Source organism: Bradyrhizobium sp. AUGA SZCCT0105 (assembly GCF_018129565.1).
Lineage (GTDB): Bacteria > Pseudomonadota > Alphaproteobacteria > Rhizobiales > Xanthobacteraceae > Bradyrhizobium.
Genome location: NZ_JAFCMK010000017.1, coordinates 49416 through 67292, shown reverse-complemented (window position 1 = coordinate 67292; position 17877 = coordinate 49416). Strand labels below are relative to the sequence as shown.

General features: G+C 66.1%; 14 protein-coding genes. 9 read left to right on the top strand and 5 right to left on the bottom strand.

The window, feature by feature from the left end; genetic code table 11:
• Nucleotides 1-132: 132 nt before the first annotated feature.
• Nucleotides 133-1668, bottom strand: a complete 1536-nt coding sequence (locus JQ573_RS38430; RefSeq protein WP_212316386.1) for a lysozyme inhibitor LprI family protein — start codon at nucleotides 1666-1668, stop codon at nucleotides 133-135.
• Between the two features lie 67 nt (nucleotides 1669-1735).
• Nucleotides 1736-2284, bottom strand: a complete 549-nt coding sequence (locus JQ573_RS38425) for a cupin domain-containing protein (protein ID WP_018273259.1) — start codon at nucleotides 2282-2284, stop codon at nucleotides 1736-1738.
• Between the two features lie 148 nt (nucleotides 2285-2432).
• On the opposite strand from JQ573_RS38425, the gene JQ573_RS38420 reads away from it, so the two are divergent.
• Nucleotides 2433-3761: an aspartate aminotransferase family protein gene (locus JQ573_RS38420; RefSeq protein WP_212316385.1), complete on the top strand. Its 1329-nt coding sequence runs from the start codon at nucleotides 2433-2435 to the stop codon at nucleotides 3759-3761.
• A 106-nt stretch (nucleotides 3762-3867) separates the two neighbouring features.
• Nucleotides 3868-5133 (top strand): D-amino acid dehydrogenase, encoded by a 1266-nt coding sequence (locus JQ573_RS38415; protein WP_212316384.1) that lies wholly within the window; start codon nucleotides 3868-3870, stop codon nucleotides 5131-5133.
• A gap of 23 nt (nucleotides 5134-5156) precedes the next feature.
• Here the strand turns inward: JQ573_RS38415 and JQ573_RS38410 are convergent, their stop codons facing one another.
• Both JQ573_RS38410 and JQ573_RS38405 read right to left on the bottom strand, forming a co-directional pair.
• Entirely contained in the window at nucleotides 5157-8288 is a 3132-nt protein-coding gene (locus JQ573_RS38410) for a multidrug efflux RND transporter permease subunit (RefSeq protein ID WP_212316382.1), read from the bottom strand.
• Nucleotides 8289-8571: 283 nt separating this feature from the next.
• Nucleotides 8572-9216 carry a TetR/AcrR family transcriptional regulator gene (locus JQ573_RS38405; RefSeq protein ID WP_212316380.1) on the bottom strand — a complete coding sequence of 215 codons (645 nt, stop codon included), beginning with the start codon at nucleotides 9214-9216 and terminating at the stop codon, nucleotides 8572-8574.
• Nucleotides 9217-9370: 154 nt separating this feature from the next.
• Here JQ573_RS38405 and JQ573_RS38400 point away from each other — a divergent pair, with 154 nt between their 5' ends.
• Genes JQ573_RS38400 through JQ573_RS38390 form a run of 3 tightly spaced genes read left to right on the top strand, consistent with a single transcriptional unit; the run spans nucleotide 9371 to nucleotide 13182 of the window.
• A complete protein-coding gene (locus tag JQ573_RS38400) occupies nucleotides 9371-9868 on the top strand; it encodes a (2Fe-2S)-binding protein (RefSeq protein WP_212316377.1) in 498 nt (165 codons plus the stop codon).
• Complete coding sequence (locus JQ573_RS38395; protein WP_212316375.1) at nucleotides 9865-10911, top strand: xanthine dehydrogenase family protein subunit M; 1047 nt, start codon at nucleotides 9865-9867, stop codon at nucleotides 10909-10911. Before JQ573_RS38400 ends, JQ573_RS38395 begins: the two co-directional genes overlap by 4 nt.
• A gap of 3 nt (nucleotides 10912-10914) precedes the next feature.
• On the top strand, nucleotides 10915-13182 hold the full coding sequence (locus tag JQ573_RS38390) for a xanthine dehydrogenase family protein molybdopterin-binding subunit (RefSeq protein ID WP_212316373.1): 2268 nt from the start codon (nucleotides 10915-10917) through the stop codon (nucleotides 13180-13182).
• An 81-nt stretch (nucleotides 13183-13263) separates the two neighbouring features.
• Here the strand turns inward: JQ573_RS38390 and JQ573_RS38385 are convergent, their stop codons facing one another.
• Nucleotides 13264-13911 carry a cupin domain-containing protein gene (locus JQ573_RS38385; RefSeq protein WP_249132742.1) on the bottom strand — a complete coding sequence of 216 codons (648 nt, stop codon included), beginning with the start codon at nucleotides 13909-13911 and terminating at the stop codon, nucleotides 13264-13266.
• A gap of 180 nt (nucleotides 13912-14091) precedes the next feature.
• Here JQ573_RS38385 and JQ573_RS38380 point away from each other — a divergent pair, with 180 nt between their 5' ends.
• From JQ573_RS38380 to JQ573_RS38365, 4 genes are all read left to right on the top strand, one after another.
• The gene (locus JQ573_RS38380; RefSeq protein ID WP_212316371.1) at nucleotides 14092-14859 is read left to right on the top strand and encodes an ABC transporter substrate-binding protein; all 768 of its coding nucleotides are present in this window, start codon (nucleotides 14092-14094) and stop codon (nucleotides 14857-14859) included.
• Between the two features lie 213 nt (nucleotides 14860-15072).
• A complete protein-coding gene (locus tag JQ573_RS38375) occupies nucleotides 15073-15726 on the top strand; it encodes an amino acid ABC transporter permease (RefSeq protein WP_212316370.1) in 654 nt (217 codons plus the stop codon).
• Nucleotides 15723-16454 carry an amino acid ABC transporter ATP-binding protein gene (locus tag JQ573_RS38370; RefSeq protein ID WP_212316369.1) on the top strand — a complete coding sequence of 244 codons (732 nt, stop codon included), beginning with the start codon at nucleotides 15723-15725 and terminating at the stop codon, nucleotides 16452-16454. The genes JQ573_RS38375 and JQ573_RS38370 overlap by 4 nt, the downstream gene beginning before the upstream one ends.
• Before the next feature lie 14 nt (nucleotides 16455-16468).
• Complete coding sequence (locus JQ573_RS38365) at nucleotides 16469-17761, top strand: FAD-binding oxidoreductase (protein WP_212316368.1); 1293 nt, start codon at nucleotides 16469-16471, stop codon at nucleotides 17759-17761.
• Nucleotides 17762-17877: the final 116 nt, after the last annotated feature.

Here is a 17877-nt window from a genome sequence, read left to right as displayed (position 1 = left end):
ACCGTCATGACCCTGGATACCATTCTCGTCGTCATCGCCGTGACCATGATGTTCGCGACGGTCGCGTTCGTGATCGCCTATGGCGACCACCAGACCCGCAATCTGTGATGCCGCACCCGTCCGGCCGCGCCGCTACCTGATCGAGCCCTTGAAATTGTCGATGTCGGGCGACGGACGGGCCGGAAACAGCCGCGCGGCCGAGGAGTTGTCGAGCCGGCGCTTGCATTTTGCCTCGTCCGCGCTGTCTTCGGTGCCATCCTTCCCGGTGCGCTTCTTGGCGAAGGCATCGTCCTGCCGGTTGACGATCAGCATCGCATGGTCGCGCTCGAGCGTATCCGGATTCTTGCGCTGCTCGTCGGAGCGGAACGCGCCGCCGACCACCTTGCCCGTCATCTCGTAGTCGCAGCCGGCCTTCCAGTCGCCCTGGTCCCACTTCCATCCGGTCGCCTTCAGCGTGCCGTCTTTCTCAACAGTGACCTTGATGACGGCGTTATAGGCCAGCCAGATGCCGGCAAGCCCGCTGCGCTTGTCGTCAAAGCCTTCGAGCAGCGCCAGGCGTTCGCGCTGCAATCCGTTGACGTGATCGCGCGCGTCGACGGTGAAGTGCACCTGCGAGCTCTGCTTGTTCCAGGCCGGATGCAGGAATTCCGGGTATTGTTCGGTCTGGCTCTTCACCCAGTTGCGCTGGTCGTCGATCAGCGCGCGCCGTGTCGCCTCGTCGAGCCGCGGCTGCAGTGCCTTCCAGGCGCGGTTCAGCCGCTGGTCGTTGTCGGCCAGATCAGGATCGGCGCAGATTTCCTCGTCGGTCGCGGTCTCGGGCCTGGTGCAGTCGAAGGTCGGCGCGATGAATGCGGTGTCGGCCTTGTCGGATGCCGCATCCTTGCCGGCGGCAAAGTAGCTGCCGGTGACCTGCCACATCGACGAGCAGTCGTTGAGCCCGTCAAACTCCTCGTCATCGATGGTGCCGACGATCCGCAGCGTGTCGCCCTGGCGGCGAAGTTTGATTGACGGCGGCTTGCTTGAGGCGGCGGCGTCGGTCGCCATCTTGGTTTTGGGCTTGTCGGTGGATGCGTCCACCTCGATCAGCACGGGGCCGGAGAGCCAGGCAGTCCCCGAGGGCTTCAGATCGGCCGTCAGCTTGCAGGTTCGCCTGCGATCGCCGCCATAGTCGCCGCGCAGATCGGCGGCGAGGCGATAGGCGCCGCCCTCGGTCGGCGTCAGCGTAAGGTGGCCGAAGGCATTGACCCAGTTGCCTGACAGGCCCGGACGGCCGGATGCCATGCCCTCAAGCGCGGCGGCGCGGCGGCGCAAGGTCGCGGCGAAACTTGCTTTCAGCTCGTCCTCGTCGGCATCGGCCAGCACGTCCGCGGCATCGATGATCATCTCGTTGAACCAGGCCTGGTCGCGCTTCAACAGCGGCCTGACATTCGCCGGCAGCTTGGGGAGCGCCGCATCGAACGCCTTGTCGATCTGCGCCACCAGCTTGTCGTAGCCGGCCTTCTTGCAGTCCGCGGTCTTGATCCGGGCGTCGCCGCCGTCGCCGCACAGGCTGATCGCGGTCGGCGCGCTGCTCGATGCGCGCAGGAAATCGTCCATCGCAGCCGACGCGCCTGATGCAAGGACCGAGATGGCCGCGACGGCGGCCGCAAGCCGTGGGGAGCAAGGCATCGACGTCACCCGCAAGGCCGCGACATGCGGCCCTTGCGGCTTGGGTCGCGCAGCGCCCGCGCCGGGTTCAAAATGTCGGCGGCGTGCAGGCCGAAATCACCTCGCACGGCTTGGCACCGATGCAGCGGAAGCGGTGCGGGCGGCGGCTTTCAAAGTAATAGGCGTCGCCGGCATTGAGCACCCGCCGCTCGTCGTCGACCGTGACCTCGAGCCGGCCCGAGACCACGATGCCGCCTTCCTCGCCTTCATGCACCAGCGGCACCCGGCCGGTGTCGCTGCCGGGCTCGTAGCGCTCTTTCAGGATCTGCAACGCACGTCCGAACAGGCTGTCGCCGATCTGGAGGTAGGAGATCGGCTTCTTGCCGATTTCGGTCAGCTCGTCGGCGCGGTAGAACGCCTTGCGCGGCCGCTCCGGCTCGATCGCGAAGAATTCCGCAAGCCCCATCGGGATGCCGTCGAGGATGCGCTTGAGCGCGCCGACCGACGGGTTCATCTGGTTGGATTCGATCAGCGAAATCGTCGAATTGGTCACGCCGGAGCGCTTGGCGAGCTCGCGCTGCGACAGCTTGTGCCGCGCGCGGATGAATCGAAGCCGACCGCCGATGTCGACGCTCATGGAAGATCCCTGTTGCAGGTGTTGCGGATCGAACAAATAGTCGCAGACCGCCTCAACAAGATCAATGGCTTGCCGTGCGACAGAAAAGGACTTGTTGAGTGCCGTGAAGAGTGGTCCGACTAGGCGCAGTCAGCAATGGAGCGCCGCCGTGACCGTTCATCAGATTCCGAACACCATCAAGACCGATTCGTTCTGGATGCCCTTCACGGCCAACCGGCAGTTCAAGAAAGCGCCGCGGCTGTTCTCCTCCGCCAAGGGCATGTACTACACCTCGGTCGACGGCCGGCAGGTGATCGACGGCTCCGCCGGTCTCTGGTGCGTCAACGCCGGCCATGGCCGCCCGCAGATCGCGGCCGCCGTCGAGCGCCAGCTCTCCACGCTGGACTTCGCGCCCTCCTTCAACATGGGCCACCCGCTGGCGTTCGATTTCGCCGAGCGCCTCGCCGAGATCGCCCCGAAGGGGCTGGATCGGATCTTCTTCACCAATTCGGGCTCTGAATCGGTCGACACTGCGCTGAAGATCGCGCTGGCCTATCATCGCGCCAACGGGCAGGGGACCCGCACCCGCCTGATCGGCCGCGAGCGCGGCTATCACGGCGTCGGCTTCGGCGGCATGTCGGTCGGCGGCATGGTCGCCAACCGCCGCCAGTTCGCGACCCATCTGCCGGGTGTCGACCATATCCGTCATACCCATGATCTCGCCCGCAACGCCTTCGCCAAGGACCAGCCGGATCACGGCGCCGAGCTCGCCGACGACGTCGAGCGGATGGTCGCGCTGCATGGCGCCGACACCATCGCGGCCGTGATCGTCGAGCCGGTGCCCGGTTCGACCGCGGTTCTGCCGGCGCCGAAGGGCTATCTGCAGCGCCTGCGCGAGCTCTGCACCAAGCACGGCATCCTGCTGATCTTCGACGAGGTCATCACCGGCTTCGGCCGCCTCGGCACCCCGTTCGCCGCCAATTTCTACGGCGTGACGCCGGACATGATGACGACCGCCAAGGGCATCACCAACGGTACCGTGCCGTGCGGCGCGGTGTTCGCCAGCCGCCAGGTCCATGACGGGCTGATGGTCGGCCCGGACAACGCCATGGAGCTGTTCCACGGCTACACCTATTCGGCGCATCCGGTGGCTTGCGCCGCAGGTCTTGCCACGCTCGACATCTACAAGGACGAGGGTCTCTTGACCCGCGGCGCCTCGCTCTCCGATTACTGGCGCGATGGCCTGCATTCGCTCAAGGGCCTGCCCAACGTCGTCGACATCCGCAATCAGGGCCTGATGGGCGCGGTCGAGCTCGCGCCGCGTGATGGTGCCGTCGGTGCGCGCGGCTACGACGTCATGGTCGATTGCTTCAATCGCGGCCTCTACTTCCGCATGAGCGGCGACTCGCTGGCGCTGTCGCCGCCCTTGATCGTCGAGAAGTCGCATATCGACGACATCGTCTCGATCCTCAGCGATGCCATCAAGCGCGTGGCCTGATAATTGCTAGCTAATCTTTAGCTAGCTCTACAAATTGCTGTCGCCGTTGCGAAGCAGAGTGGTTTCGCAGCGGCGATTGCGTTTTCGCTGCAGGATGTGAGGAAAAGTGAAGGTCCTTGTTCTCGGCAGTGGCGTGATCGGCGTCACCTCGGCCTATTATCTTGCGCGCGCCGGCCATGAGGTGACGGTGATCGACCGTCAGCCGAAGCCCGCGCTCGAAACCTCCTTTGCCAACGCCGGCGAAGTGTCGCCGGGCTATTCGTCGCCCTGGGCCGGCCCCGGTGTGCCGGTGAAAGCGGTGAAGTGGCTGCTGATGAAGCACGGTCCGCTGGTGATCCGCCCGAAGCTCGATCCCGTGATGTGGCTCTGGCTGCTGAAGATGCTGCGCAACTGCACCACGTCGCGCTACGCGGTGAACAAGAGCCGGATGATCCCGATCGCGGAATACAGCCGCGACTGCCTGCAGGCGCTGCGCAGCGAGATCGGCATCCGCTACGATGAGCGCGCGCAGGGCACGCTGCAGCTGTTTCGCGAGCAGGCCCAGCTCGATCACACCGGCGACGACATCGCCGTGCTGAAGCAATACGGCGTGCCGTTCGAGGTGCTGGACCGTGACGGCTGCATCAAAGCCGAGCCGGCGCTGGCCGGCGTGAAGCAGAAATTCGCCGGCGGGCTGCGGCTGCCGCATGACGAGACCGGCGACTGCCACATGTTCACGCAGGCGCTCGCACTGGAAGCCGAGAAGATCGGCGTGCGTTTCAATTTCAATGTCGGCATCGACGGCCTGAACGCGGATACGACCCGCATCACCGGCGTTGCGACCAGCGCCGGCCTGATGACCGCCGATGCCTACGTGCTGGCGCTGGGCAGCTACTCGCCGCATCTGGTGCGGCCGCTCGGCATCTCGCTGCCGGTCTATCCGGTGAAGGGCTATTCGATCACGGTGCCGATCAAGGACGCGAGCGGCGCGCCTGAGTCCACCGTGATGGACGAGAGTTACAAGGTCGCGATCACCCGGCTCGGCGATCGCATCCGGGTCGGCGGCACCGCCGAGATCTCGGGCTATTCGACCAAGCTCTACGATGCGCGGCGCGCGACGCTGGACCACTCGCTGACCGATCTGTTTCCGCGCGGCGGCGACCTGCCCAAGGCCACCTTCTGGTGCGGCCTGCGCCCGATGACGCCGGACGGCCCGCCGGTGATCGGCGCGACACGGTTCGCCAATCTGCACCTCAACACCGGCCACGGCACGCTCGGCTGGACCATGGCCTGCGGCTCGGGCCGGGTGCTGGCCGATATGCTCTCCGGCAAGAAGCCCGAGATCGACACCAAGGAGCTGTCGATCAAGCGCTACGATCACCGGTTCGGGTAGGTCTCGTCGTCGCACGCGAATGGCTATTCGGCGGCGTTCTTCAACGGCGGTTCAGCATCGTCGTCCCGCTTCGTTGCCGTCCAGCTCGAGAGCGCGTTCGAGAATCTGTCGAGATAGAGATACACGACCGGCGTCGTGAACAGCGTCAGCGCCTGGCTCACGATCAGGCCGCCAACCATCGCATAGCCGAGCGGCTGACGAATTTCCGCGCCTGTTCCGGTGCCGAGCATCAGCGGTACGCCGCCGAGCAGGGCTGCCATCGTCGTCATCATGATCGGGCGGAAACGTAAGAGCGCCGCTTTCCGGATCGATGCGCGCGGCGACAAATGCTCTTCGCGTTCGGCGGCGATCGCGAAGTCGACCATCATGATGCCGTTCTTCTTCACGATCCCGATCAGGAGGATGATGCCGATCAGCGCGATCAGGCTGAAATCGAAGCCGAACGCCATCAGGATCGCCAGTGCACCGACGCCGGCCGACGGCAGCGTGGAAAGGATCGTGAGCGGATGGATGTAACTTTCATAGAGCATGCCGAGGATCAGATAGACCACGACCAGCGCAGCCAGGATCAGCAGCGGCACCGAGCTCAGTGACTGCTGGAAGGCCTGCGCGGTGCCCTGGAAGCTCGAACTGAGTGTGGCCGGAGCCCCGAGATTGGCGACGGCGTCCTGGATCGCATCGGTGGCCTGGCCGAGCGCCACCCCTTGCGCGAGGTTGAAGCTGATCGTGGTTGCGGGAAACTGCCCCTGGTGCGCGATCGCGAGCGGGCGCACCGGAACCGTCGTCCACTTGCAGAACACCGAGAGCGGCACTTCGTCGCCCGTCGTCGGTGACCTGATGTAGAGCTTGTTGAGCGTGTCGAGCTTGCCCTGCAGTTCGGGGAGGATCTCCAGGATGACGTGATAGCTGTTGAGCTGGGTGAAGTACTGGGTCACCTGGCGCTGGCCGAACGCGTCATACAGCGTGTCGTCGATCAGCTGCGGCTGGATGCCGTAGCGCGACGCGGTGTCGCGATCGATGGTCATCGTCAGCGTCGTTCCCTCGGTCTGCTGGTCGGTGGCGACGTCGCGCAACTCAGGCAGAGTCTTCATGCTGGCCAGGATCTTCGGCGCCCATTGGTTCAGCTCGGCGAGGTTGGCGTCCTGCAGCGTGTACTCGAACTGCGTCCGGGTGGCGCGGCCGCCGAGCCGGACGTCCTGCGAGGCTTGCATGTAGAGGCGTGCACCCTCGACCGCCTCGAGCTTCGGCCGCAGCCGCGCGATGATCTGCTGCGCGTCCGCGTCGCGCTCCTCGTGCGGCTTCAGCGTGATGTACATGCGGCCCGAATTCAGCGCGGTGCCGCCGCCGCCGATGAACTCGGCCATGCTGTCGACCGCCGGATCGGCCCGGACGATCCGGCTGAGTTCTTCCTGATGCTGCTTCATGTCGGCAAACGAGATGTCCTGGGCCATCTCCGACACGGCGTTCAGGAAGCCGTTGTCCTGTTGCGGGAAGAATCCCTTGGGTATGATCACGAACAAATAGACCGACAGTGCCAGCGTCGCGAAGAAGATGCACAGCGTGGTCCGGCTCCAGCTCAGTGCCAGATCGAGGCTGCGCTCATAGCCATGCAGCATCCGCTCGAATGCCGCTTCGCTCCATTGGTAGAGCCGGCCGTGCCTGGTTTCGCCATGCGCGCGCAGGAAGCGCGATGCCATCATCGGCGTCAGCGTCAGCGACACCACCAGCGAGACGAAGATCGCCATCGCCAGGGTCACCGCAAACTCGCGGAACAGCCGGCCGATGACGCCCCCCATCAGGAGCAGCGGGATCAGCACCGCAACCAATGAGATGCTGATCGACAGGATCGTGAATCCGATCTCGCCGGCGCCGCGCAGCGCCGCGGCAAGCGGCCGCTCGCCCTGCTCGACGTAGCGCGTGATGTTCTCCAGCATGACGATGGCGTCGTCGACCACGAAGCCGACCGCAATCGTCAGCGCCATCAGCGACAGATTGTCGAGCGTGTAGCCGAACACCCACATCAGCGCGCAGGCGCCGAGCAGCGCAAGCGGCACGGTGACGGCAGGAATCACGGTAGCCCAGAAGCTGCGCAGGAAGATGAAGATCACCATGACGACCAGAACGATGGTGATCAGCAGCGTGATCTGCACGTCCTCGACGGCGGCGCGGATGGTCAAGGTCCGGTCACTGATGATCTTGATCTTGATGGCGGGCGGAATCGCGGCAATCAGTCTCGGAAGCTGCGCCTTGATCCTGTCGACCGTGCCGATGACGTTGGCGCCGGGTTGCTTGAAGATGACGAGGAACACGCCGCGCTTGCCGTCCGCCCAGGCGGCCTGCTTCATGTCTTCCGGCCCGGCGACGGCCTGGCCGATGTCGCGAATCCGCAACGGGCCGCCGTTGCGGTAGGCGACGATGACGTCATTCCAGTCTTTGGCGTCCGGGAGCTGGTCGTTGGCGTAGATCGTGTAGGCGCGGCTGGCGCCGTCGATGTTGCCCTTCGGGCTGTCGACCGTGGTGATGGCGATCTGGCCGCGGATGTCTTCCAGCGAGAGCCCCTTGGCGACCAGCTTGGCGGGATCGATCTGCACGCGGATCGCGGGCTTCTGCTGTCCGCCGATGAACACCTGGGCGACGCCGGAAATCTGGCTGATCTGCTGCCCGAGCTGGGCGTCGACCGCGTCGCTCACCCTGATCAGCGGCAGGGTGTCGGAGGTCGCCGACAGCAGCAGGATCGGCGAGTCCGCCGGGTTGACCTTGCGATAGGTCGGCGGCGACGGCAGGTTCTTGGGCAGCTGGCCGCCGGCGGCATTGATCGCGGCCTGGATGTCGTTGGCGGCGCCGTCGATGTTGCGGTTCAGATCGAACTGGATGGTGACCGCGGTCGACCCGAGTGAGCTCGTCGAGGTCATTTGCGCGATGCCGGGAATCTGCGCGAATTGCCGCTCCAGCGGCTGCGCAACCGAGGAGGCCATGGTTTCGGGGCTGGCGCCGGGCAGGCTCGCCGAGATCTGGATGGTCGGAAAGTCGACCTGCGGCAGCGGCGCGACCGGCAGCAGTGGATAGGCGACGATGCCGACGAACAGAATGCCGGCCATCAGCAGCGAGGTGCCGATAGGGTAGCGGATAAACGGAGATGAGATGCTCTCGTTCATTTCGGCAATCCAAATGAACGGCAGGCGCATCTTTTCCCGAATGCCGGGAGTCGTCCTCGAAAGCTCGAGCGCGAACGCGCGTTTTCCTCGCCATGGCCAATCGGCAGATCGCGGAGTTGGCTCTCGCGTCTACCTGTTTTTTGCCAGCATAGTCATTCCCGGGGACGACGCGCGAATGGAAACACCGGATCGCCCATTCGACCTTCGTTCAATGGCCGGAATCCGCGCGCCCAACACGTGGCCTTCGCGCGGAGTATTTCTGATTACGATACACTTGTAGCAGCTACGGCGAGCGCGGCCGGTCGGCCTTCTTCTTTGCTGGCTTTGCCGCGGATGCCGCTGCACCCGCCGGCTGCATCCGCAGTCCGTCCACGAACACGTCCAACAGCCTGAGCGCCGTGGTCTGCCAGCCCGGCTGGTCGTGCATGTAGCACATGCCGATCAGCGCGCGCAGCACGTCCTCGGCGCTGATGTCGTCGCGAATGGCGCCGGCCGCGACGGCGCGCGCGAGCAGGGTGCCGATCGCCTTGGTGAGGCGTTCGAACGAATAGGCGTGCAGCTCGGTCGAGCCGTGCGCGACCAAAGCGAGGGCTGCGACCATGCCCTTCTTGGTCGCGACGAATTCCACATTGGCGCGCAGCCAGCGCCGCAGTGCCTCGACCGGCTCGGGGGCGCATTGCAATTGCTCGGCAAGATCGCCGAGCTGCTCGACCTCGCGGCGATAGACCGCCTCATACAGCGCCTCGCGGGTCGGGAAGTGGCGATACAGCGTGCCGATGCCGACGCCGGCATGGCGCGCGACGGCCTCGAGGCTCGCCTCGCTGCCGCCGGCCGAAAACACGGCCTTGGCCGCTTCCAGCACGCGCTCGCGATTGCGCACGGCGTCGGCGCGCGGCTTGCGGACAATTTCTGGTGATGAACCGGCCATTCCTTTTTCTTTTCACCCTCCCTTGTAAACGGAGGATGCCTCCGTATATGGCGACCAGCACCGGGCCTGACAAGGCGCGCCGATCATGCATCGGCGGCCACGGGTTCGCGTTGCCTCGATTCAACCCGACCATACACGGATCGGAGCGCCTTGCATGAATCTCCCCATCAGTCTCACCATCAACGGTGTCCGCCGGGACATTGCCCTCGACGACCCCCGCGTCACCCTGCTCGACCTGTTGCGTGAGCGGCTCGACCTCACCGGAACCAAGAAGGGATGCGACCGCGGCCAGTGCGGCGCGTGCACCATCCTGGTCGACGGCCGCCGCATCAATTCCTGCCTCGCGCTCGCCGTCAGCCATGACGGCGCCGAGATCACCACCATCGAAGGCGTCGGGCGCGGCGGCGAGCTGCATCCGGTGCAGGCCGCCTTCATCGCCCATGACGGCTTCCAGTGCGGCTTCTGCACCCCGGGCCAGATCATGAGTGGCATCGGCCTGATCCAGGAAGGCCAGGCCGGCGACGACCCCGAGCGCGTGCGCGAATGGATGAGCGGCAACCTGTGCCGCTGCGGCGCCTATCAGGGGATCACCGAAGCCGTGCTCGAGGCACAATCCAACATGACCGCCAGCAAGCAGAGGCGCTCCGCATGATGAACTTCGATTATGTCAGGCCGGCCAGCGTCGCGGACGCGATCTCGGCGGCTTCCGAGAAGGGCGCGACCTATCTCGCCTCCGGCACCAATCTGCTCGACCTGATGAAGGGCGGCGTCAGCCGGCCGAGCCGCCTCGTCGACGTCACGCGTCTGCCCGGGCTCGATCGCATCGAGCATCTCTCCGATGGTAGCTTGCGCATCGGCGCGCTGGTGCGCAACGCCGATCTCGCGCATGACACCGCGTTCGCGCGCAACTATCCCGCGGTCGCCGAGGCGCTGCTGTCGGGCGCATCGGCGCAGCTGCGCAATGCTGCGACCGTCGGCGGCAATCTGATGCAGCGGACGCGCTGCGCCTATTTCTACGACGCCGGCAGCGCCTGCAACCGGCGCTGGCCGGGCGCCGGCTGCGACGCGCTGAAAGGCGAGAACCGCTTGCACGCGGTGCTCGGCTGGAGCGAGGGCTGCATCGCCACCCATCCGTCCGACTTCTGCGTGCCGCTGGTCGCGCTCGATGCAATCGTCGAGATCGAGGGCAAGGGCGGCCGGCGCGAGCTGCCGCTCGAGGCGCTGCATCGTTTGCCCGGCGAGTCGCCTGAGCGCGAGACCGTGCTGGAGCGCGGCGACCTGATCGTCGCGCTGCGGCTGCCGGCCGACGCGCGAAGCTTCGCCGGCCATGCCCGCTACATCAAGGTGCGCGAGCGCACGTCCTATGCCTTCGCCGTGGTCTCGGCCGCGGCCGGCCTGCGTATCGAGGACGGCAAGATCCGTGAGGCGCGGCTCGCGCTTGGCGGCGTCGCGGCAAAGCCGTGGCGGGCGCGCGAGGCCGAGCAGGTGCTCGCGGGCGCCGCGCCCGATGCGGCGGTTTATCGCGAGGCGGCGCGCGCGGCGCTCGCCGGCGCCAAGCCGTCCGGCGACAACGCCTTCAAGATCGAGCTCGCACAGCGCATCGTCGTGCGCGCGCTCACCCTTGCCGCCGCAGGCACGCCGGATCGCATTCCCGCGCTGCCCGGCTCTCCCTTCTCGTCCGTTGCAGGAGCGTAACGCATGACGGTTGAACTCAGTCTGACCCGCGACCCCGCCCACATCAGGCACGGCTCGAATATCGGCCAGCCGATGACCCGCACCGATGGCGTGCTGAAGGTCACCGGCAAGGCCCGCTATGCCGCGGACAATCATCCGCCCGGCATGGTCTATGCCGTGATTGCAACCAGCTGCATCGCGCGCGGCCGCGTCACCGCGCTCGATGTCGCCGCCGCCATGCGCCATCCCGGCGTCATCGACGTGATGACGCCGGCGCACAAGCCCGAGCTGGCGGAAGATCCCGACGCCAAGGGCAACCCGTTCGCCTTCCGCATGGAGCTGTTGCAGAGCGACGAGGTGCGCTACGCCAACCAGGCAATCGCGGTCGTGATCGCCGAGACGCTGGAAGCCGCGACCGAAGGCGCAGCGCTGCTCTCGCCGCGCTACCAGGTCGAGATCGCGCGCGTCGGCCTCGACGCCGGCAAGGCCTATGCGCCACCCGTGGTCGGCATCGGCAACCCCGCCGAAGTCCGCCACGGCGATATCGATGCCGGCATGGCCGCGGCCTCGAAACTAACCGACGCGACTTACGAGACGCCGGCGCAGTATCACAACGCGATGGAGCCGCACGCGATCGTCGCGGTGTGGGACGGCGACCGCCTGTTCATCGACACGCCGAGCCAGGGCATGGGGTTCGCGCAGATGCGCATCGCGGGCCTGTTCGGCATCCCGCCGGCGAACATCCACATCAACAGCCCGTTCCTCGGCGGCGGCTTCGGCTCCAAGGGGCTGATCTCCGGACCGCAGGTGCTCGGCATCATGGCCGCCAAGCTGATCGGCCGTCCGGTCAAGCTGGTGCTGCGCCGCAGCCAGATGTATGGCCCGGTCGGCCATCGTCCGCCGACCCGCCAGCGCATCCAGATCGGCACCGACGATGCGGGCCAGCTGACCGCGATCAATCATGAGGCGCGGGTCACGACGTCGAGCTTCGACGATTTCTACGAGCCCGCCGCTGACGCCTCGCACACGCTCTATGCCAGCCCGGCGATCCGCACCGCGCACGAAGCGGTGCGCGTCGACACCGGCACGCCGCTGTTCATGCGCGCGCCGGGCGAGGCCACCGGATCGATCGTGCTGGAGAGCGCGATCGACGAGGCGGCGTTCGCCTGCGGTATCGATCCGCTGGAGTTTCGGCTGAAGAACTATGCCGAGGTCGAGCCGACCACCGGCAAGCCGTTTTCCTCGAAGGCGCTACGCCAGTGCTACGCCAAGGCCGCTGAGCGCTTCGGCTGGGCGGGGCGTCCGCTGCAGCCGAAGCAGATGCGTGACGAGAACGGCTTTCTGGTCGGCTGGGGCGTCGGCACCGCGACCTTTCCGGCCATCATGTTCCAGGGCAATGCGCGCGCGGTGGTCCGCGCCGACGGCAAAGGCGTGATGGAGACCGGCGCGCACGACATGGGGCAGGGCGCCTGGACCGCGCTGGCGCAGATATCGGCCGACGCGCTCGGTCTCGATTTCGATCAGCTGACGTTCCGCTCCGGCAGCTCCGATCTGCCCGATGCCGGCATTGCCGGCGGTTCGGGGCATACCGCAACCGTCGGCGCCGCGATCCACAATGCAGGCGCTGCCGTGATCGCAAAGCTCGCCGAGCTCGCGACCGCGGACCAGCGCTCGCCGCTGTTCGGCGCCGGCAATGCCGGCGTGGTGGCGCGGGCCGGGCGGCTGCATCGCCGCGACGACGATGCGCGCAGCGAAAGCTATGCCGACATCCTGGCGCGCGCCGGCCTCGCCGAGGTCGACGCCACCGGCAGCGGCGCGGCCGATGCGGCGGCGCAGTCGCAATATGCGATGCACGCGCATGGCGCCGTGTTTGCCGAGGTCAAGGTCGATCCCGAGCTCGGCCAGATCCGCGCGACGCGGCTGGTCGGCGCATTCGCTGCGGGGCGCATCGTCAATCCGTTGATGGTGCAGAGCCAGCTCTACGGCGGCATGATCTGGGGCCTCTCCTTCGCGCTGCACGAGGAGGCGGTGATGGACCATCGTTCGGGCCGCATCCTGAATGCGAACCTCGCCGAGTATCATGTGCCCGTGAATGCCGACGTGCCGCCGATGGAGGTGATCACGGTCGACGAGCACGATCCGCACGTCAATCCGCTCGGCATCAAGGGCGTCGGCGAGATCGGCATCACCGGCAGCGCCGGCGCAGTCGCCAACGCCGTCTTCCATGCCACCGGCATCCGGGTGCGGAATTTCCCGATCAAGATCGAGGAAATCGTGATGGGGTTGAAGTGATGCGTCTTGACGTGAGGGCTCCGTAATAACAGGTGTCGTCCCGGCTTTCGCCGGGACGACGAACGGAGAGAGCGCGGGGCCTCACCCCGCCGCCGTCACGCAATTCACCCACAGCACCACGGCCTTGGCGTCGCCGGCCGGATTGGAGAACCGATGCGGGCGGCGGCTGGCGAAGCGGAAGCTGTCGCCCTGCTTCAGCGTCCAGGTCTCGGTATCCACCGTCAGAATCATCTCGCCTGATAGCACGAGGCCGGCCTCTTCGCCGTCATGGGTATAGAACTCGTCGCCGGTGTTGCCGCCGGGTTCGAGATGCACGAGGAACAGATTGAGCCGGCTCTCGCTGCCGGCCGGGCTCAATAGCTGCTTCGAAATCCCGGTGCGCCACAGCTTCAGCTCGGCGCGCTGCACCTCGCGGGTCACGACGCCGCCGGCGCCGCCATCCCTCGGCGTCGCGCCGAACAGCGCGGCGATGCCGACGCCGAGCACGTCGGCCAGCGTCGCCAGCACGCGCAGCGAGGGCGACGACAGGCCGCGCTCGATCTGGCTGATGAAGCCGATCGACAGGTCGGTACGCGCGGCAACGGTCTCCAGCGACATCTGCTTGGTGCGGCGCAGGTCGCGGATGCGGCGTCCGACCGCGAGATCCATCGCCGGTTCGGCCGGCTTCTTGACCGGCTTTTTGGCCGCGCGTCGTGGCGTCACGGGCCGCGCTGCCGCGCCTTTGCGCATTCTCTTGCCGCCGCTCACGTCAATCCGCTTCCTTCATGTGCATGAAAACCGCTTGCATTGGCCGCGGTTTCGTGACCACAATTTCATATTGGTGAAAATAGGCCGGAACGGCGTCGCCCGCAACATCTAGCTCGAAAAGCAGGGCGATGCGGCGCCGAGGCCAGCTTCGGGAGGTGTGCGATGTCCTTTCAGCGTCTCGTCCATGCCGCGGTCGCGGCGCTTGCCCTTGCCTTGAGCGCGCCGTCAGGCGCGCAGCAGGTGCTCAAGGTCGGCTCGACGCCGACCGGCATTCCCTTCACCTTCCTCGACACCAAGACCAACTCGATCCAGGGCATCATGGTCGATCTCGCCACCGAGATCGGCAAGGACGCCGGCTTCTCGGTGCAGATCGAGCCGATGCAGTTCTCGGCGCTGATCCCCTCGCTGACCGCAAACAAGATCGACATCATTGCCGCCGCGATGTTCGCCACCGCCGCGCGCAAGGAGGTGATCGACTTCTCCGAGCCGGTCTACACCTATGGCGAGGGCCTCGTGGTGCCGAAGTCCGACGCCAAGGCCTATGCCACGCAGGAGGATCTGAAGGGCACCGTGGTCGGCGCCCAGGTCGGCACCGCGTTCGTCGATGCGCTGAAGAAGACCGGGCTGTTCAGCGAGGTCAAGGTCTACGACACCATTCCCGACATCCTGCGCGACGTGAATGCCGGCCGTCTCAAGGCCGGCTTCGCCGACTATCCGATCCTCGCCTACAATCTGCAGCAGGGCAATTTCGCCGATGTGCGGCTGGTCGATGGCTACAAGCCCGTTACCGTCGGCACGGTCGCGATCGGCATCCGCAAGAGCGACACCGAGCTGCTGGCGAAGATCAACGCCTCGCTGGCCAAGCTGAAGGCCAACGGCACGATCGCGAAGATCCTGGAGAAATGGGGCCAGAAGACCAGCGCGTCGTGAGCGCGTGTGCTGCTTCACTCTGTCTGGCTATGTGAGATTAGTTGACCCGTTACCCTGAGGAGCGCGTAGCGCGTCTCGAAGGGTCGACGGCCACCAGCGGGGCCGATTCATCCTTCGAGGCTCGCCCAGCGGCGCAAGTGCGCCGCAAGGCTCGCACCTCAGGATGACGGAGGTAGTATTCGAGCATGTGACGGGACTGGATACATTTAGCCGATGCAAAAATTCTTCCATGACGCCGTCGAGTTCGTGCCGATCCTGTTGCAGGGTGTCTGGCTGACCATCGTCGTCACGATCGGCTCGCTCCTGCTCTCGACCGCGCTCGGGCTGGTGTGGGCCTTGATGCGGGTGTCCGGAATTCACATCCTCACAGGCCTCAGCGCGGCGCTGGTCAATGTGATCCGCGGCATCCCGATCATCGTGCTGCTGTTCTACATCTATTTCGTGATGCCCGATTTCGGCATCGCGCTGTCGGCGTTGCAGGCCGCGATCATCGGACTCGGCATCGCCTACTCGGCCTATCAGGCGGAGAATTTCCGCGCCGGCATCGAGGCGATCGACAAGGGGCAGATCGAGGCGGCACAGACCATCGGGATGGGCTGGTGGCTCACCATGCGCCGCGTGGTGCTGCCGCAGGCGGTCAGGATCATCCTGCCGCCCTACGGCAACATCATGATCATGATGCTGAAGGATTCTTCGCAGGCTTCCACCATCACGGTCGCCGAGCTCGCATTGCAGGGCAAGCTGATCGCCTCCTCGACCTTCAAGAACACCAGCGTGTTCACGCTGGTGGCGCTGATGTATCTCACCATGAGCATTCCGCTCATCCTGCTGGTTCGGCACTTCGAGAACAAGGCGAACCGCAAATGATCGAGCTCCGCGACGTCCACAAGAGTTTTGGCAAGGTCGAGGTGCTGAAGGGCATCACGGCATCGGTCGCCAAGAGCGAGGTGGTGTGCATCATCGGCCCGTCGGGCTCCGGCAAGTCGACCATCCTGCGCTGCATCAACGGCCTCGAGAGCTACGATCGCGGCGAGATCAGCGTCGAGGGCGCGCGCGTCGATCAGGGCGCCCGCTCGATCGTGGCGATCCGCACCCAGGTCTCGATGGTGTTCCAGCGCTTCAACCTGTTTCCGCATCGCACCGCGCTCGAGAACGTCATCGAGGGGCCGCTCTATGTGAAGAAGGAGCCGCGCGAGGCGGCGATCGCCCGCGGCCGTGCGCTGCTCGCGCAGGTCGGCCTTGCCGACAAGGCCGAGGTGCATCCGCCAAAGCTCTCCGGCGGCCAGCAGCAGCGCGTCGCGATCGCGCGGGCGCTGGCGATGCAGCCGAAGGCGATCCTGTTCGACGAGCCGACCTCGGCGCTCGATCCGGAACTGGTCGGCGAGGTGCTGTCGGTGATGCGCAAGCTCGCCGATGACGGCATGACCATGGTCGTCGTCACCCATGAGATGGGCTTTGCCCGCGACGTCGCCGACCGCGTGCTGTTCATCGACGGTGGCGTCATCGTCGAGCAGGGCTCCGCCAAATCCGTCCTCAACCAACCGCAGCATCCGCGCACCCAGGATTTCCTGCGCCGCGTGCTGCACCCGTTGTGATCAGGCCACCTGCAATGAACGCGCCTATTCGCCTGCCGCTGCCACCGAGTCTCTACGCCGACACCGCGGTGGAGGCGACGCCGACACCGCCGCTGACATCGGACAAGAGCGTGCCGGTCGCGATCATCGGCGGCGGCTTTACCGGCCTGTCGACCGCGCTGCACCTCGCCGAGCAGGGCGTGCTCGCGACCGTGCTGGAGGCGCAGGAGCCGGGCTGGGGCGCCTCCGGCAACAATGGCGGCCAGACCAATCCGGGGCTGAAGCACGACCCCGATCAGATCGAACAGGATTTCGGCGCCGACCTCGGCCGCCGCATGATCGAATTCTCCTACGGCACCACCAACTTCACGCATGACCTGATCCGCCGCTACCAGATTCCCTGCGAGGCGCGGCAGAACGGCACGCTGCGCGCCGCCTATAATGAAGCCAGCGCCACGGCGATCGAGACCACGGCAAAGCAGTGCATCCGGCGCGGCATGCCGGTCAAGCTGCTCAATGCCGCCGAGATGCGCGAGATGACCGGCAGCGACCGTTACCTCTGCGCCATGCTGGATGTGCGCGGCGGCGACCTGCATCCGCTGAGTTACGCACGCGGCCTGGCGCGCGCCGCGATCGGTGCCGGCGTTGCCGTCCATGGCGAGACGCCGGCACTGTCGTTGCGCCGTGACGGCAGAAGCTGGCGAATCGAGACCCCGCGCGCAATCGTGCATGCCGACAAGGTGCTGCTCGCGACCAATGGCTTTACCGATGATCTCTGGCCCGCGCTCCGCCGCACCATCGTGCCGGTGTTCTCGTCGATCGCGGCGACCGCGCCGCTGTCCGACGAGGTCGCGCGTTCGATCATGCCGGGCCGTCCGGTGCTCTACGAGAGCGGCCACATCACGGTCTATTATCGGATCGACCAGCACAATCGCCTGCTGATGGGCGGCCGCGGCCCGATGCGCTGGATCAGCAAGCCGACCGACGTCGCTTATCTGATGCGCTACGCCGAACGGCTGTGGCCGCAGCTCAAGGGCGTCAGCTGGACCCACGGCTGGAACAGCCGGCTCGCCATCACCACCGATCACTATCCGCATGTTCATGCGCCCGCGGAGAATTTGCTGATCTCGCTCGGCTGCAACGGCCGCGGCGTTGCGCTCTCGACCGCGATGGGCGCGCAACTCGCCCGCCGCCTGGTCGGAGGTGCAAAGGCGGAGATCGACATGCCCGTGACCGGCATCAAGCCGATCCCGATGCACGCTTTCTGGCGCGTCGGCGTCACCACGGCGGTGCTGACCGGCCGGGTAAGGGACAAGCTCGGGATGTAGAATGCGGATGGGCGGTTGCGCAGGGTGGGTTAGCGAAGCGTAACCCACCGCTGGTCTCCCGTCGGTCGACAGGCCGATTTGGGACGACAATGGTGGGTTACGCCTCCGGCTAACCC